This window comes from Aeromonas sp. QDB62, assembly GCF_027705695.1.
In the GTDB taxonomy this organism is placed as follows: domain Bacteria; phylum Pseudomonadota; class Gammaproteobacteria; order Enterobacterales; family Aeromonadaceae; genus Aeromonas; species Aeromonas allosaccharophila.
Genome location: NZ_JAPDCD010000048.1, coordinates 1 through 16,156, shown reverse-complemented (window position 1 = coordinate 16,156; position 16,156 = coordinate 1). Strand labels below are relative to the sequence as shown.

Sequence of the window (16,156 nt, the reverse complement as noted above, 5' to 3'; positions counted from 1 at the left end):
ATGTGTCTATCCATCCCCTCTCAGGTGGTGCAGCTGCACCCCGAAGATAACTGCGTCACCGTCGACACCCTGGGGGTGCAGCGGCGCGTCAGCTGCATGCTGCTCGAGGAGCCCCTCCAGGTGGGCGACTATGTGCTGCTCCATATCGGTTTTGTGATGAGCAAGATTGACGAAGAGGAGGCGCAAGCCAGCCTCGAGAGCTTCCGCCAGATGGTGGCCCTGATGCCCAAACAGGATATTTTGCCATGCTGACCCTCAATGATCTCTTTCAGGGCTTTCGCCAGCCCGAGGTGATCCGCGCCCTCGCCGCCCAGATCACCGAACTGGCCAACGATCTGCCCGAACCGCTGCGGGTGATGGAAGTGTGCGGCGGCCATACCCACACCATCATGAAGTACGGCCTGCACCAGCTGCTACCGGCCAGCATCGAGTTTGTCCACGGTCCCGGCTGCCCGGTCTGCATCATGCCCAAAGAGCGCATCGATCAGGCCATCGAGCTGGCTAGCCAGCCCAGCGTCATTCTGGTTACCCTGGGAGACATGATCCGGGTGCCGGGCTCCAAGGGCACGCTTGCCCAGCAACGGGCCAAGGGGAGCGATATCCGCCCGGTCTATGACCCCCTCGATGCCCTGCGTATCGCCCGTGAGAACCCTGAGAAAACCGTGGTCTTCTTCGCCATCGGTTTCGAGACCTCCACCCCCATGACCGCCGCCTTGCTGGCTGCCGCTGAAGAGCAAGGGGCCCTGAACCTGCTGTTTCATATCAACCATGTGCTGGTGCCCCCTGCCATTCATGCGGTGATGGCCGACGGCGTTGCCAAGGTGAACGCCTTTATCGGCCCCTCCCACGTCAGCGTCATCACCGGCGCCGATATCTACCTGCCCATCGTCGATCGTTATCAGGTACCGGTGGTGGTGAGTGGCTTCGAACCGGTGGATGTGATGGAGGCGCTCTTGATGATGGTGCGCCAGAAGGTGGAGGGTCGCTACGCGCTGGAGGTGCAGTACAGCCGCGCCGTCACCGCCAGCGGCAATAAAGCCGCCCAGCGGATGGTCGAGCGCTTTTTCGAGACCCGTGAGCACTTTCGCTGGCGAGGTCTGGGGGATATCAACGCCTCCGCCCTGCGCCTGCGCGATGCCTTTGCCAAACGCGATGCGGAGCGCCACTTTCAACTCAATCAGACTCCCATCGATGACCACAAGGCGTGCCAGTGCGCCGATATCCTGCGCGGCCTGGCCAAACCGAACCAGTGTAAAGTCTTTGGCCGGGGCTGCACCCCGACCCAGCCCATGGGCAGCTGCATGGTCAGCTCCGAAGGGGCCTGCAATGCCTACTACCGATATATGGGGATCCAATGAGAGAAATTCAGTTAAGCCACGGCGGCGGCGGTGTAGAAATGAACCAGCTGATCAACCAGCTCTTCTTTCGCCACTTTGGCAACGAGATCCTGCTGCGCGGTGAAGATGCCGCCCTGCTGCCGGTAAGCGGCCCCGTCGCCTTTACCACCGACAGCTTTACCGTCTCGCCGCTCTTCTTCGAGGGGGGCGATATCGGCAAGCTGGCCATCGCCGGTACGGTCAATGATCTCGCCATGATGGGGGCCAAACCCGAGTATTTGAGCTGCAGTTTTATCATCGAGGAGGGCTTCCCCTACGCCGATCTCGCCCGCATCGTCGAGTCGATGGCAGCAGAGCTTGCCAAAAGCGGCGCCCGCATCGTCTGCGGCGACACCAAGGTGGTGCCCAAGGGGGCAGCCGACAAGATCTTTATCAACACCAGCGGGGTCGGCACCTTCCCTCTGCCCGAACAGAGCCGGGGCATCTCGGTACGCAACCTCAAGGCCGGTGACGCCATTCTGGTGTCGCGGGATATCGGCAGCCACGGCGCCTGCATCCTGATGGCCCGTGACGCCCTGCAACTGGGATCCGATCTCAAGAGCGACTGCACCACCCTCTGGCCGCAGGTCGAAGCGCTGCTGCAGGCTGGCATTACCCCTCACGCCCTGCGCGATGCCACCCGCGGTGGCCTTGCCGCCGTGCTCAACGAATGGAGCAGCGCCTCCGGCGTTGCCATCGAGCTGGAGGAGTCCGCCATTCCGGTCTGCGATCCGGTGCGTGGCCTGTGCGAGCTCTATGGCTTCGAGCCCCATGATCTCGCCAACGAGGGGACCATGGTGCTGGCCCTGCCTGCCGAACAGGCACAGGACGCGCTGGGCATCTTGCGGCAATTCAACCTCGCGGCAAGCCAGATCGGCGTGGTGCAGGCGAGCGATCGCCACAAGGTGATCCTCAATAACCCCTGGGGCAGCCGCCGCTATCTGGAGCTGCCGCAGGGGGAGCTGCTGCCGCGGATCTGTTGAGCGGCCATGCCGTTCCGTCAATTACAGGGGGGAGTCACTCCTCCCCATAACGGTTAAGGAGCCACCATGCACGAAATGTCTCTGGCCATGGCCGCCATCGATCTGGCGGCCGAGCAGGCCACCCAGCGGGGCTTTACCAAGGTGACCGCCCTCTGGCTCGAGGTCGGCAGCTTCTCCTGCGTCGACCCGGACACCATTGCCTTCTGTTTCGAGGCGGCCGCCAAGGGCACCGCTGTCGAAGGGGCCCAGCTGCACTTTCAGCACCAAGCGGCAGAGGCCTGGTGTTACGACTGCAACAAGACGGTCACCCTCACCGAGCGCGGGCAGGCCTGTCCCGAGTGTGGCGGATACAAATTACGAGTCGCGCAGGGCGATAGCCTGCGCATCACCGACATCGAGGTAAGTTGATATGTGTAGCGTATGCGGATGCGGCCAGGCGCGGATCGCCGGCCATGATCACGATCATGAGCATCATCACGAACATGAACATCACCATGAACATGGTCATGAGCACGACCATCATCATGCTCATGACACCCATCACCATCATGATCACGAGCAGAGCGCACCACGCACCCTGATCATTCACCACCACTATCACCATCAGGGGGATGTCCATCACCACTACCACGGGGTGCGGGCTCCTATAAGCCATGAGGGTCATGATCAGCCACATGAGCACCACCATGATCACCCCCACGGCCATCATCATGATCACGCCCATTCTCATGACCACGGCCATTCCCACGCGCATCCCCATGATCACAGCCATGATCACAGCTATGACTATGACTATGACCATGACCATGACCATGACCATGACCATCAGCAGGGTGATCTGCACTACGGCAAAGGGGAAGCGGGATTGTCGGTCCCCGGCATGGGGCAGCGCCAGCTGATCGCCATCGAGATGGATGTGCTGGCCAAGAACAACGCGCTGGCGGCCCACAACCGCGAACACTTCGACGAAGCGGCCCAGCTGGTACTCAATCTGGTATCGAGCCCGGGTTCAGGCAAGACCACCTTGCTGTGCGAAACCCTGCGCCAGCTGGCTGACAAACGCCCTTGCGCCGTGATCGAAGGAGATCAGCAGACCAGCGCCGATGCGGATCGCATTCGCGCCACCGGCGTCCCTGCCGTGCAGATCAACACCGGCAAGGGCTGCCATCTGGACGCCAAAATGGTCCACGACGCCTGCCACCAGCTGCCCGCCAATGAAGGGGGCATCCTCTTTATCGAGAACGTGGGCAATCTGGTCTGCCCCGCCAGCTTCGATCTCGGCGAGAAGTACAAGGTGGCGATCCTCTCCGTCACTGAGGGGGAAGAGAAGCCCCTCAAGTACCCGGACATGTTCGCCGCCGCACAGCTGATGGTGATCAACAAGATCGATCTGCTGCCCTACGTCAGCTTTGACGTGGCCCGCTGCATCGAGAATGCCAAACGGGTCAACCCCTATATTCAGGTGATCCAGGTCAGCGCCACCACCGGCGAAGGGATGGATGCCTGGCTCAACTGGCTGGCAACGGCCTGAACCAGAACCGGTTAAATGCCGTTACCAACGGCGGATAGCAAGAGAGGGAGGCTGATGCCTCCCTCTCTTTTATCTGCGAATCTTGCCCGCCGTGCTATCTGTCCAAAATGGCCAGCGTTTCATACTCGCCCCCCTCACCCTGGCCCTCTCTCCAGGGAGAGGGAACCGGTTCGTGGATGCCGCATTCCGCTCCCTGTCTCAACAGTGAAAGGGGAACCTATTCATGGATGCTGGAAATATGCTCGAAATATTCGCCCCAGAGAGCCTGCGAGCATACAACCAGCCCCTGTTTCCCAAACCCCGAGCCTGGCGAGATGGCACCGTCTGCCCCCTTCTCCCCTTGCGGGAGAAGGGCTGGGGATGAGGGGTAGTTCCCCCTCAAGCCACACTGCGAACCACCCATCCCTGCTCAGTCGTATCCTCACCAAAGGTCATCACCCGATGGCAGATCTGGCGCAGCAGCGCCTGCTGGTGACTGAAGATCACCATGCCAAGCCCGCGCTGCTCGCACTCAATCATCAACTCCCGCCAGAGTTGGCGCTGAATTTGCGGATCCAGCTGGGCGGTCACCTCGTCGGCAATCAGCAGACGGGTGCGGGGATCGAGGGCGCGCAGCAGCGCGATGCGGGCCAGCTCGCCACCGGAGAGCTGACCGGGTTTACGGCTGAGCCACGCAGGCTTGACCATAAAGCGTGCCAGCATGGCGTCATCGGGGCGCCACACATCCCACAACGCCTGCCCGGTGGTGCGGTAGGGATTGAAGGTGAGTTCGGGGTGCTGGGGCACCAGCTGGATGGGGTTATAGCCTTTTACCTGTTCAGGCACCGGCTGCCCATCCAGCAGGATTTGCCCACCGGCCCGAGCCACTTGCCAACCGGCCAATACCCGCCCCAGCGTGGTTTTGCCATAACCGCTCGGGGCAGAGATGCCGAGCCGCTCGCCCGCTTTGACGGCCAGCGATAGCCCCTGCCAAAGAGGGCGTTCCCCCTGGGCGATGGTGAGATCTCGTACTTCCAACATCAGGAAACCTCCGGCACAGAGAAGAGTGCGTTGAATTCCGGCAGCACCTGCCACTGGATATCTGCCGCGCCACACACAGCCTGTCTCAGAGAAGCAATCATCAGGAAACCTCCGGCGCAGGGAAGAGTGCATTGAACTCCGGCAGCGCCTGCCAGTGGGCACGGAGCATCTCGCTCCCCTGCCCCTGGCGCAGATGGTGGCAGCTCAGGGTGTCGCTCACTTGGCCTTGATGCAGCGCCACGATGCGATCGGCAAAGCGGGCCGCCAGCGCCAGATCATGGGTGACCCAGAGGATGCCGCTGCCCTGATTAGCCAATTCACGCAACTGGCCGAGCAGCAGACAGGCCAGCCCCTCGTCGAGCCAGGCGGTGATCTCGTCCGCCAGAATGTAGCGGGCGCCGCCGAGCGCCGCGGTGCAGGCCAAAATACGCTTGGCCATGCCGCCGGAGAGCTGGCGCGGATAGCGGTCCAGAGTGGCAGCGGGTAACTGGTAGCGCAGCAGTTGTTCGCCAAGCCGCTCACGGGAACCGTTCTGGCCACAGAGACGCGCCGCGCGGCCGAGCTGGCGCTCCACCGTCAGCAGCGGATTGAGGGCGCTCACCCCCTGCGGCACATAGCAGAGGGTGTGGCCGCGCAGACGGGCGCGGCTGGCATCGCACAGAGGCACGCCATCAAGGGAGATGCTACCGCGCATCCGCAGGTTGTCCGGCAGCAGGGTCAGGGCGCTTTGCAGCAGCAGGCTCTTGCCCTCGCCACTCCCTCCCACCAGCGCCACTATCTCCCCCGGCGCCAGTTGCAGGCTGATATCGGTCAGCAAGGGCTGCCAGTTGCGCCGCCCCAGCCAGGAGTAGTGGGCCGCTTCTATGGTCACATGGTCGAAGCTCAGCATTGTTCACTCCCAAACCAGAGTTGTTGCAGGGCGCGGGTAGCCTGATCAAACAATAAAACCAAGGTCAGTAGCATCAGACCGGGAAAGAGGGCCAGCCACCAGCCGCCACCGGCCAGATAACGCAGGGCATCGGCCAGCAGCAGACCAAGGGAGGCCTCATGAGCCGCCAGCCCAAAGCCGAGAAAGCTCAAGGCCGCGCTGTGTAGTACCGCATGGGGAAACATCAGCAAGGTGCCGATAAACCACTGGGGCAACAACCCTGGCAGCAGGTGGGTGCGCCAGCGACGCAGCGCCCCCATCCCCTGACAGCGGGCCAGTACCACATAGTCACTGCAGACGATCCGCCGCGCCTCCGCGCAGAGGATCAGCGCCAGCTTGGGCCAGTGGGTGAGCGCCACCGCCAGGATCACCCCGCGCATGCCGCCCCCCACGGTAAAGCAGATCAGGATCAGCAGCAGCATATGGGGCAGCGCCAGCATGGCGTCGATCACCATTCGCACCGCCGCATCGCATCTGGGATGAATGAGCGACACGCTTGCCGCCACCATGGCCAGCAGGCCACTGCAGAGGGCCGTACTGATGCCCAACTCCAGACTGGTGAGGGTGCCCTGAAAGGCCCGCAACCAGAGATCCCGCCCCATCTGATCGGTGCCGAACCAGTGGGTCAGCGAGGGAGGTTGCTGGCGCGCCAGCAGATCCATCGGCACATCCTGAGCCGACAAGCTCCAGCCGTAGGCTGCCAGCAGCGCCAATCCAATCAGGGCAAAAACCAGCCGCAGTATGGAGGGAAGCGGATTAAACAGCATGCTCGCCCTCCCAACCCCGATTGATGCGCGCCAGCAGCAGACTGGCCACCGTGTTGCCAATAAAGACCAGCAGGGTGCAGAACAGCACTATGCCCATCAGCAAGGGGATATCCCCCCGCAGCCCCGCATCCACAGTGGCCTGGCCGAGCCCCGGATAGGAGAAGACCTTCTCGGCCAAGAGCGATCCGCCAATCAACTCACCGAGGGAGGCAAACTGCAGGCAGAGCGCCGGAGTCAGGGCGTGGCGCAGCACATGAAAACGCAGCATGGGCCAGCCGCCATCCCCTTGGGCGCGGGCGTAACGGATAAAGTCGCTCTCCAGCACCTCGGCCACCCGCGCCCGGGTATGCAGGGCGATATTGCCAAGCCCCAGCAGCGCCAGGGTAGTCACCGGCAGCAACAGATGGCGTGCTCGCATAGCCCAATCAGCCTCATCGGCGGAGAGGCCCGGCGTCCAGGCGCAGCAGACTGGCAGTAGTGGCCAATGCACCGCAAACAGGGCGAGCAGCAACAGGCCAACCCAGAAGGTGGGCAGGGAGGCAAGCAGATAGGCAAAGCGGCAGATAAGGCGATCGGGCCAGCGGTTGAGATAGCGACCGGCGCAGAGCCCAAGCAGGATGCCGAAAAAGCCGGAGAGCAGCCAGGCACCCGCCAGCAGCAGGAAGGAGGCGGCAAAGCGGCTGCCAATCACCTGAGCCACCGGCGCGTTATAGAGCATGGAGTAACCGAGATCCCCCTGCAGCACCTGGCTAAACCAGTGCCAGTAGCGCAGCCAGAGCGGCTGATCCAGCCCCCAGCGGGCGGCGATGCGGGCGTACTGCTCTGGTGGCACATGGAGCAGATCGTTGCCGATATAGGCCTTGATGGGGTCAATGGGGGAGTAGCTGAGCAACACAAAGGTAGCGACCGAGACCAAGCATAAAAGCCCTGCCAGACGCAGCAGGGCTTTCACAGTGACGCTCATCATAGTGGACGAACTTAGCGGCACGTCCACCGCCAATCCTGCAGGTTGTTGAGGAGTGACCAGCTACCGTGGATCTCCGGCGCCCCCTTGCCAAGGTCGATGCAGCGGTTAGCGAGATAGGTGTGCTGCACATTGAGCAGCCAGGCCCAGGCGGCATCCCCCTGTACCCCGGCACCACTCTTGCCATCCCACTCAACTTGCTGCCAGAACGGCACGGCCGCCTGCCAGTCGGGGGCATCAAGCGCCTGCTTGAGGTGGCCATCCACCACAGGGTTGCTGTAATAGCCCGGGTTGTAGAACTCCACGCCGCCTGAGCCGCTCTGGTAGTGGTGATAGAGCTCCATGGGGTCCAGACTCCCCCACCCCATCAGCACCGGATTGGCGTGCATCTCGCGCTCCACCTGCTCCCAGCTGCCAGATTTGAGGCTCACGTCGAGACCGATGGGTTTGAGCATGGCCCGCACCGCTTCCGCCAGATCCCGGCGGGTGCTGTCACCGCTGGTGTACCAGAGGGTAATGGCTGCGCGCAGGTCGCCCTTGTGGCGAATGCCGTCACTGCCCATCTTCCAGCCTGCCTGGTCTAGCAGGGCGTTGGCATGGGTGGCATCGCCATCCTTGAAGGCGGTGGCCTTGTTTAGCCAGGGCAAGCCTTCTACCGCGCTGTAAGCGGGGATGGCGTGCCCTTCCAGCAGCTGATCAGCCAGCAGCTTGCGGTCGATGGCATAGTTGATGGCGCGGCGCACTGCCACGTCCGAGGTCACGTCGTTGCCGATGGGATACCCCTTGGCATCTTTTTTACCAGCAGCAGGAATGGGGAAGACGATGCCGCGATTCTCCACACTCGGACGCACCCAAAGTTTGAGGGTGTCGGGTACGGTGGGCGCCAGCGAGGGGGCGATGCGCACCAGATCGAGTTGATTGCTCTGGGCAGCGGCGTAAGCGCTCTCCTCGTCGATAAAGACAAACACCAGCCGTTTGAAGTCGTTGTTGCCACCGGCGTAATAGGGGTTCGCCTCAACTACCAGCTGCTGACCGGGCAGGAAGCTCACCAACCGGTAAGGGCCTGCGCCGACTGGCTTTTGGGCGTACGCTTTTGCGTCGTAATCCTTCTTCGACACTATACCGAGCGATCCCAGCACGTTGACGAAGGTACTCTGGGGGGCGCTCAGGGTGATGGCAACCTCGGTAGGCGAGACCACCTTGGCCGAGACAAAGTTGCCCATGTCGATCTTGCCGCCGCCCTTGGCCGCGCTGTTGTAGGTAAAGGCCACATCCTCGGCGGTGAGCGGTGCGCCGTTGGAGAATTTCAGGTCAGGCTTGAGGGTAATGAGCCACCCCTTGCCATCCTTGTTCGGGGTCACCGATTGGGTGAGCACATTCTGCCAGCCGAGATCGGCGTTTTGTTTAAGCAGCGGGCTGTGCAGCAGCAGGTAGCTGCCGTGGCTCCAGCCGAGCAGGGGGTCGAACCCTTCGGTGGGTTCACTGCCGATGGCAAGCTTGAGTTCGGCGGGAACCGGTTGGGCAGCGGCCAAAGCTGTGTGGGAGGCGGTGCCCAGCAGCAGAGTCAGCAGGGCGGCCGCGCTGGGGCTAGCGTAATGGCGAAGGGAATTGCGAGAAACAGTCATGGGGATCCTTCTTGTTTGTACCACTCACGCGTTATCACTCAAAAAAGAGGCGGAATGCGTGTCAGAAAGTGCAAGTGAGGGGCCAAAATGGCCCCCTATTCTAAACTTGATTTCGCGTGAAACCTAGTATCAATCAGGCAATGCAGGTACCTTTCTCGCCGCACCAAACAGTCGTCTGCGCCCCAGATCCACGCCGCCAGCCCCTTGCTGCACTGGCAAGGAGAGCAGCATTTTTAGGGTGCTGCTTACCAGTGAGCGCCCCTGCTCGGCCCCGAGATGGGGATCGAGCGGCGACATCAGGGAGCAGGCCAGCAACTGACCGCTTTCGGGTAGTTCACCCACCATAAAGGTCATGTTGCCGCAGGGGAGCTGCAGGGCGAGCCGATCGCTACTGCTGCGCACCGGCCAAAGCTGATCCGGCCCCGGCAGTACCACCACACTCAGCATCCAGGGGGTGAGCACGCAGCCGAGCCACTGACCTTCAAACAGCACACACTCTGCCACGATGGGCATGGTGGCGTGATAGAAGGGCAACGCCTGCATCTCTTCGCGAGCGATCCGCTCGTACTGGGCTACCAGCAGGGGCGCGGGATTGGTGGAAAAACCGGCAAACTCCTGCGCCGTCTCCGGTACTATCTCCAGCACTCTCTCAGCCTCGCTTAAATGGGATTGCGCCATAGGCCCTCCCGCGCTTGGTCAGCTTTTTCCTGCTCAGAGAGCGGGATGGCGGGGGCGCCGACACTGGCCAGCAGGGTCAAAATCCGATCCGTCGCCTCCCCCATGGCGGCCGCCACCACAGGGGTGAGCCCGATACGCGGTTCGAGGGATTCGGGTTCGATGCCGATCAGGGTGAGCCGCTTGGGCGACTCCCCCGTCATGTGCAGTGCCGAGAGCACGTCCGCCAGCCCCAGCTGGTGCGGGGAGATCTTGCGGCCAAACAGGGTCGGAACCTCCTCATCCTGCAGGGTCACGACGGTACCCGGCGGGTTACCGCTGCGCACCGCATCCGCCAAAATGATGTGGTCGCGACTGGCCATCGCTTCGAGCAGCTCCATGCCCGCCGTGCCGCCATCCAGCAACTCGATGCCGGGGGCGAAACGGTATTCGCGCCCCAGCGCCTCGACGATGCGCACGCCGACGGCCTCATCGCTCAGCAGCAGGTTGCCCACGCCCAGGATCAGGGTGTTCATCACAGCACCTTCACCTGAGTCGTTTCGCCATTCTGGGTATCCACCACGTGGACCGCGCAGGACATGCAGGGGTCGAACGAGTGGATGGTGCGTACCACCTCCAGCGGTTTGGCGGGATCCGCCACCGGGGTGCCCACCAGCGCCTGCTCGTAGGGACCAGGCTCGTCATTGAAGTTGCGCGGGCCAGAGTTCCAGGTCGATGGCACCACCGCCTGATAGTTCTCGATCTTGCCGCCCTTGATGACGATCCAGTGGGAGAGCATGCCGCGCGGTGCCTCTTCAAAGCCCACCCCGCGAAACTCCTTGTCCGCCGGGATCTCGGCCTTGATGTAGGCGGTGGTATCCCCCTTGCCGATGTTATCCACCAGCGCTTTCCATTGGTGCGCCAGCGTATCTTTCAGCACACAACAACGCACCGCGCGGCCGATGATGCGGCCCATGGTGGAGTGCAGCTGTTCGGTCTTGATGGCCGAACCGGTGAGTGCTTTATAAATACCGTTCAACTGGTCGAAGTGCGCCACCGTCTCCGGGTGCTTGGCGGCCAGCTTCACCAGCAGGTCTGCGAGCGGCCCCACCTCCACCACCTTGCCGTAGAAGGTGGGGGATTTGACCCAGGAGTATTTGCCGTCATCCTGCCAGCCGGTGTAGTTGGGCTCGGTCTTGCCCTCCCACGGCTTGAGCGGTTCGTCATCCTTGTACCAGGCGTGCTTGTTGCTCTCGGCGATGCCGTCCATCAGCCAGGCATCCTGATGACTCTCGATGGGGCGATACCCCGCCAGATTGCCATTCTCGATGTAGCCGCCCGGCATCAGGAAGCTACCGCCGTTGGCGTCGGTGGGCAGCTCCGGCACGCTCAGGTAGTGCTTGGCCCCCTGCCCCAGGGTCAGCCACTCGGGGTAGTGAGCGGCGATGATGGCGGCATCCACCTTGTAGACCTGCTCGATAAACTCGCCGAGCCGGTCGATAAAGCTCTTCACGTAGAGCAGCCGCTCGAGGTTGAGCACGCTCGGCGCATCCAGATTGATGGGGTTGGCCACCCCGCCCACCGCCAGATTCTGAATGTGGGGGGTCTTGCCGCCCAGAATGGCGACGATGCGGTTGGCATCGCGCTGGCACTCCAGCGCCTGCAGGTAGTGGGCCACGGCGATGAGGTTCACCTCCGGACTCAGCTTCATCTCCTTGTGACCCCAGTAGCCGTTGGCAAAGATGCCGAGCTGGCCGCTGGCCACCAGGGCGCGGATTTTATCCTGCACCTTGGTCAGCTCATCGGCGCTATTGAGGGACCATGTGGACACCCCTTTGAGGATATCCGCCGCTTTTTGCGGATTGGCCTGCAGCGCCGCCGTGATGTCCACCCAGTCCAGCGCGGAGAGTTGGTAGAAGTGGACGATGTGATCGTGAATGTTGTGGGCCGCAATAATGAGGTTGCGGATGAACTGGGCATTGACCGGCACCTTGGCACCGATGGCGTTCTCCACCGCCCGCACCGAAGCGATGGCATGAATGGAGGTACAGACCCCGCAGATGCGCTGCACAATCATCCAGGCATCGCGCGGGTCGTTGCCCTTGACGATCTCCTCCATCCCGCGCCACATGGTGCCGGACGACCAGGCTTTGGTCACTTTTCCGCCTTCGATTTCGCAGTCGATACGCAGGTGCCCCTCAATGCGGGTGATGGGGTCTATGGTGATACGTTGGCTCATACGTTGGCTTTCCCTCGGGCCTGATAATCTTGGTGAACACGTTCAAGTGATGGCAGTACCGGCAGCAGCCGGATCAACAGCAAATAGGCACACACCTCGATGGCGACGAAGCCCAGGGAGATCAGTACCTCCTCCGCGGAGGGGAAGTAGTGGTAGCCATTGCCGGGGTTGAAGGCGAGCAGGGAGTAATCCAGTCGCCAGAGGGCTGCGCCCAGCAGCATGCTGAGGGCCCCCAGGAACAACATGCGCGAATCGCGGCGGCTCTTGTCCCAGTGGAACACCAGCAGCGGGAAGATCATCAGCGCAATCTCGCTCCAGAACATGATAGAGAAGCGATTGAGATCGGAGAGGTACTCCGACTTGTCATTGATGACGATCTCGGCAAAGCGCAGCGCCACAAACAGGATCAGGAAGATGTCGATTACCTGGGTCAGTTTGTAGAACAGCGACTTCTCGTTGGGGCCCCGCCCCGCCAGTCCCGCCTGCACCAAGGATCCCTCAAACACCACGATGGAAAAACCCATGATGAATGCGGTCAGAAGCGAAAAGACCGGCAGCAGCTCGTAGCTTTGCCAGAGCGGATGGATCTTCTCCCCCGCCACGATCATCAAGGAGCCCATCGAGGATTGGTGCATGGTGGGCAGCAGTGCCCCCAGCGCCAGCACGAAGAACATGATCTTGTTGAGGCGAATGAGTGACGCCTTCCAGCCGAACTTCTCCAGCAGCACGGGCGCAAACTCCAGCGCCATCACCCCGATATAGATGGTCATGCAGACCGCCGTCTCGAACAGCACCGAGGAGGTGTTGAAGTGACCGGGCAGGTAGAAGTACGGCAGGTTCCAGTAACGGCCCACGTCGATAGTGATGGAGAGACCACCGAGCGAGTAGCCGAACAGGCTCGCCAACAGCGCCGGTCGCACCAGCGGGTGATACTCGCCCCGGTTGAACACATAGACCGCCCAGGCCAGCGCCCAGCCGCCACAGGCGAAACCGGTGCCGATCAAGAGATCGAACGAGATCCACAGCCCCCAGGGGTAACCCCCGTTCAGGTCAGTGACCGAACCCAGCCCGAAGAAGAGGCGTTTCAAGATCAACATGCCGCACAGCACGGCAAAGGGGGCCAGCACCAGTACCGGCCAGCTGACCAGCTTGCCGCCGAGCGGATGCGCCTTGTGATTACTCATGATCCTTGCCTCCCTTTGTGGTGCCCTGATCCTTGATCTGCGCACTCCCCTGATCATGACCATCGTCATGATGGTGATCGTGACCATTCTTGGTGTTGCGGCGAATGAGCACCGAGAGACCAGTCAGCACCACCATGGGCAGCACCATCCCCTTGTAGAGGGTGTGCTGGATATGCTCGGAGCGAGCACCGGAGGAGAGCTCCGGCAAGTCGGGCATGTCGAGCTTGGTATAGGGCACCCCGGCCAGCACCAGCACCTGGGTGCCGCCCCCCTCCTTCTCGCCATAGACGTAAGGCTGGTAGTTGGGCACCTCGTGCAGGTAGGGATCGTTGGCGCTGAAGGTCTGGCGCGGATAGGCATATTCACTGCCAGGAGTCGCCAGCAGGCGGCGCTTGGCCTCGGCCATCAGCTCCTCGCGGGTGCCGAAAATCACGGCGCCGGTCGGGCACACCTCGACACAGCCGGGCAATTTGCCCTGATCAATTCGTTCAAGCCCCTTCTGGTTGCAGAGCTCGCACTTGTGGATCGCCCCCAGCGGATTGTCGTAGTCATATTTGGGCACATCGAACGGGCAACCCACCATGCAGTAGCGGCAGCCGGTACAGACGTCCGGATCGTAGTGAACGATGCCAGTCTTGGGATCTTTGGTAAGGGCCTGCACCGGGCAGACAGAGACACAGTTGGGATCGACGCAGTGCATGCACTGCTTCTTGATGTAGGCATAGCCATCCACCAGTTGATCCTTATGCTCGCCGCTGCCACTCTTCCACACCTGAATGATGTTGTTGGTGTAGGGGGTCAGCTTGTCGTTGGTGGACCAGGTCGGTTCGCCCTCCGGATTGGCCGGGTTGCCATTCAAACGCTGGCACTCCGCCACACAGGCCTGACAGCCGACGCAGAGGGTGGAGTCATACAACATGCCGAGCGACCCGGGAATGGGCGGCTTGTTCTTGGCCGCCGCCTGTGCGGTGCCGGGCACGGCAGCCCCTGCCGCCAGTGCACTGGCAGAGGCGAATTTGAGGAAATTGCGTCTGTTCACGGTTACTCCTCCCGTGATGGGTGCTGCCCGGCTTCGTGGCGCTTCTGCTGGCGACCGAGTTCACGCACCGTCATCAGACTCACCCCTACCAGCACCCCGAGGGCGCCACCGATCAGACCCGTCGCAGTGGGCGAGGTATAGCCCCCCTCCTGGATCTTCACATCGGGTTTATCCACCCGCGGGGTCGGGTTCTCAACCTTGGCGAGCTGGAAGATCCCCTTGCTGAAACCGACCCCCTGCTCGTTGCAGCCATAGCAGGGGTGGCCGATGCCGACCGGCCAGATGCCGCCTCCCACATCGCAGAACTCCAGGGTCGAGCAGTTGCCATAGGTCTCCGGTCCTTTACAGCCCAGATGGTAGAGGCACCAGCCCTGACGGTGGCCCTCGTCGCCAAACTCCTTGGCAAAACGACCGGCGTCGAAGTGCGGACGGCGCTCGCAGTTCTCGTGGATCAGTCGCTCGTAGGCAAACAGCGGACGCTTTTTGCTATCCAGCGCCGGTAGCTTGCCGTAGGTGATGTAGTAGGCAACCGTGGTGAGGAAGTTGTGGGGATTGGGCGGGCAACCCGGGATATTGATGATCGGGGTGTCGATATTGCCGAGGGCCTCTTCCAGACTGACTGCACCGGTCGGGTTGCCGCCGCTGGCAGGTACACCGCCCCAGGCGGAGCAGGAGCCGATGGCGATGACCGCAGCCGCATCGGCGGCGGCGCGGCGAATATGGTCGACGATGGGCTCACCGGCCACCATGCAGTAGACGCCACCATCTTTGAGCGGAATGGAGCCATCCACCACCAGCACATACTTGCCTTTATAACGCTTGATGGCGTTGTGCTTGTTCTCTTCCGCCTGATGACCAAAGGCCGCCGAGAGCACCTCGTGGTACTCCAGCGAAATGGTATTGAGGATCAGGTTCTCGATGGTGGGGTGAGTGGCCCGCAGCAGTGACTCGGTACAGCCGGTGCACTCCTGCGCCCCAATCCAGATCACCGGCGGCCGCTCGGGGCTGGTGAGCGCGGTGGCCATCTTGGCGACGGCATTCTGACTTAATCCCAGGGTTGCGGCCATCCCGGCACACAATTTCATAAAATCACGGCGATTAATCCCATGAGCCGATAAAAAATTATCCTCGACCATTCTACTTATTCCCGTAGTGAGCACTTGTTTGATAAATGCTTAATAGCGGAAATGCTAAGGACTCACCCACCCTGCAGTATTGATCTCTATCAATTTCGACCGGCTTCCCCCTATTTCCATAGCGAGCCACATCACAAATAAAATTAATTACCCCCAAAGAGATATTTGGCAACCCCATAAATTTTATGAACTTAATTGGATATTAAATAATTAATCGCCACATTCACCCTCTTTCGCTGTTAGCCAAATTAACATGCCAGATATTTTCGCCATACGGCTCATTTCACAATAATGATACCCAACAATAAATGATCCATTAAATATATCTTTACTCACCCCGTTGCATATTCCACGCAATCCCCCCCTGGCAAAACCCGACTTGTCGCCCCAAGCCAGAACGGTCTCACCGCCAGCTGCCACCGGTAGCAGGCACGCCCTGCGCGGCGCGATTTACCTGCATGTCGCATGGTTTCTGCCTGCATCTTGCCTGCGTTGCAGGGCGGCTTTTCTTGCCATCACACGCAGCACCGCCCCGTCTGGCCTCCCTGACGCTTAACCCTGATCAATGAAAAGATGCACCGAGGTATTCGTATCACTACGACTTCCCCCACTCTGTATTGCCCTGCATTCTGGTCAGGGCGGGATCGCACTTTGTTAATGAAATTTGAACAGGCAGATCGTCTGTGATCTAATCGCGTCTCCATGCAGGA

General features: G+C 61.4%; 16 protein-coding genes and 1 pseudogene. 5 read left to right on the top strand and 12 right to left on the bottom strand.

What is annotated here, in order from left to right:
• The 4 genes from OKC27_RS19395 (at nucleotide 1) to hypA (ending at nucleotide 2,767) form a co-directional block, all read left to right on the top strand.
• Entirely contained in the window at nucleotides 1-252 is a 252-nt protein-coding gene (locus OKC27_RS19395; RefSeq protein ID WP_040065728.1) for a HypC/HybG/HupF family hydrogenase formation chaperone, read from the top strand.
• On the top strand, nucleotides 246-1,358 hold the full coding sequence (gene hypD / locus OKC27_RS19390; RefSeq protein ID WP_182939587.1) for a hydrogenase formation protein HypD: 1,113 nt from the start codon (nucleotides 246-248) through the stop codon (nucleotides 1,356-1,358). The genes OKC27_RS19395 and hypD overlap by 7 nt, the downstream gene beginning before the upstream one ends.
• Nucleotides 1,355-2,359 carry a hydrogenase expression/formation protein HypE gene (gene hypE, locus OKC27_RS19385; RefSeq protein ID WP_182939586.1) on the top strand — a complete coding sequence of 335 codons (1,005 nt, stop codon included), beginning with the start codon at nucleotides 1,355-1,357 and terminating at the stop codon, nucleotides 2,357-2,359. The genes hypD and hypE overlap by 4 nt, the downstream gene beginning before the upstream one ends.
• 66 nt (nucleotides 2,360-2,425) lie before the next feature.
• Nucleotides 2,426-2,767: a hydrogenase maturation nickel metallochaperone HypA gene (hypA, locus tag OKC27_RS19380; protein ID WP_005333346.1), complete on the top strand. Its 342-nt coding sequence runs from the start codon at nucleotides 2,426-2,428 to the stop codon at nucleotides 2,765-2,767.
• On the opposite strand, the gene OKC27_RS19375 is transcribed toward hypA, so the two are convergent.
• Nucleotides 2,745-3,203, bottom strand: a complete 459-nt coding sequence (locus tag OKC27_RS19375; protein ID WP_232093642.1) for a hypothetical protein — start codon at nucleotides 3,201-3,203, stop codon at nucleotides 2,745-2,747. The genes hypA and OKC27_RS19375 overlap by 23 nt on opposite strands.
• On the opposite strand from OKC27_RS19375, the pseudogene hypB reads away from it, so the two are divergent.
• A pseudogene (gene hypB, locus OKC27_RS19370) lies at nucleotides 3,138-3,890 on the top strand (hydrogenase nickel incorporation protein HypB); the annotation flags it as partial. The gene OKC27_RS19375 and the pseudogene hypB overlap by 66 nt on opposite strands.
• 378 nt (nucleotides 3,891-4,268) lie before the next feature.
• Here hypB and OKC27_RS19365 read toward each other — a convergent pair.
• The 11 genes from OKC27_RS19365 to hybO all read right to left on the bottom strand — a co-directional run bounded on the left by OKC27_RS19365 (nucleotide 4,269) and on the right by hybO (nucleotide 15,446).
• The gene (locus OKC27_RS19365) at nucleotides 4,269-4,910 is read right to left on the bottom strand and encodes an ATP-binding cassette domain-containing protein (protein ID WP_182939584.1); all 642 of its coding nucleotides are present in this window, start codon (nucleotides 4,908-4,910) and stop codon (nucleotides 4,269-4,271) included.
• A gap of 100 nt (nucleotides 4,911-5,010) precedes the next feature.
• On the bottom strand, nucleotides 5,011-5,799 hold the full coding sequence (locus OKC27_RS19360; protein WP_182939583.1) for an ATP-binding cassette domain-containing protein: 789 nt from the start codon (nucleotides 5,797-5,799) through the stop codon (nucleotides 5,011-5,013).
• Entirely contained in the window at nucleotides 5,793-6,605 is an 813-nt protein-coding gene (locus OKC27_RS19355) for an ABC transporter permease (RefSeq protein ID WP_182939582.1), read from the bottom strand. Before OKC27_RS19355 ends, OKC27_RS19360 begins: the two co-directional genes overlap by 7 nt.
• The gene (locus OKC27_RS19350; protein WP_182939581.1) at nucleotides 6,595-7,599 is read right to left on the bottom strand and encodes an ABC transporter permease; all 1,005 of its coding nucleotides are present in this window, start codon (nucleotides 7,597-7,599) and stop codon (nucleotides 6,595-6,597) included. Before OKC27_RS19350 ends, OKC27_RS19355 begins: the two co-directional genes overlap by 11 nt.
• Complete coding sequence (locus OKC27_RS19345) at nucleotides 7,584-9,194, bottom strand: ABC transporter substrate-binding protein (RefSeq protein WP_182939580.1); 1,611 nt, start codon at nucleotides 9,192-9,194, stop codon at nucleotides 7,584-7,586. The genes OKC27_RS19350 and OKC27_RS19345 overlap by 16 nt, the downstream gene beginning before the upstream one ends.
• Before the next feature lie 129 nt (nucleotides 9,195-9,323).
• Nucleotides 9,324-9,872 (bottom strand): hydrogenase-2 assembly chaperone, encoded by a 549-nt coding sequence (gene hybE / locus OKC27_RS19340; RefSeq protein ID WP_182939579.1) that lies wholly within the window; start codon nucleotides 9,870-9,872, stop codon nucleotides 9,324-9,326.
• Nucleotides 9,854-10,384, bottom strand: coding sequence for a HyaD/HybD family hydrogenase maturation endopeptidase (locus OKC27_RS19335; protein WP_182939578.1), 531 nt, complete (start codon nucleotides 10,382-10,384; stop codon nucleotides 9,854-9,856). The genes hybE and OKC27_RS19335 overlap by 19 nt, the downstream gene beginning before the upstream one ends.
• Entirely contained in the window at nucleotides 10,384-12,087 is a 1,704-nt protein-coding gene (hybC, locus tag OKC27_RS19330; RefSeq protein WP_058051867.1) for a hydrogenase 2 large subunit, read from the bottom strand. Before hybC ends, OKC27_RS19335 begins: the two co-directional genes overlap by 1 nt.
• Entirely contained in the window at nucleotides 12,084-13,271 is a 1,188-nt protein-coding gene (gene hybB / locus OKC27_RS19325) for a Ni/Fe-hydrogenase cytochrome b subunit (protein WP_042648477.1), read from the bottom strand. Before hybB ends, hybC begins: the two co-directional genes overlap by 4 nt.
• The gene (hybA, locus tag OKC27_RS19320; protein WP_182939577.1) at nucleotides 13,264-14,310 is read right to left on the bottom strand and encodes a hydrogenase 2 operon protein HybA; all 1,047 of its coding nucleotides are present in this window, start codon (nucleotides 14,308-14,310) and stop codon (nucleotides 13,264-13,266) included. The genes hybB and hybA overlap by 8 nt, the downstream gene beginning before the upstream one ends.
• Nucleotides 14,311-14,312: 2 nt before the next feature.
• Entirely contained in the window at nucleotides 14,313-15,446 is a 1,134-nt protein-coding gene (hybO, locus tag OKC27_RS19315; protein ID WP_182939576.1) for a hydrogenase 2 small subunit, read from the bottom strand.
• Nucleotides 15,447-16,156 lie beyond the last annotated feature (710 nt).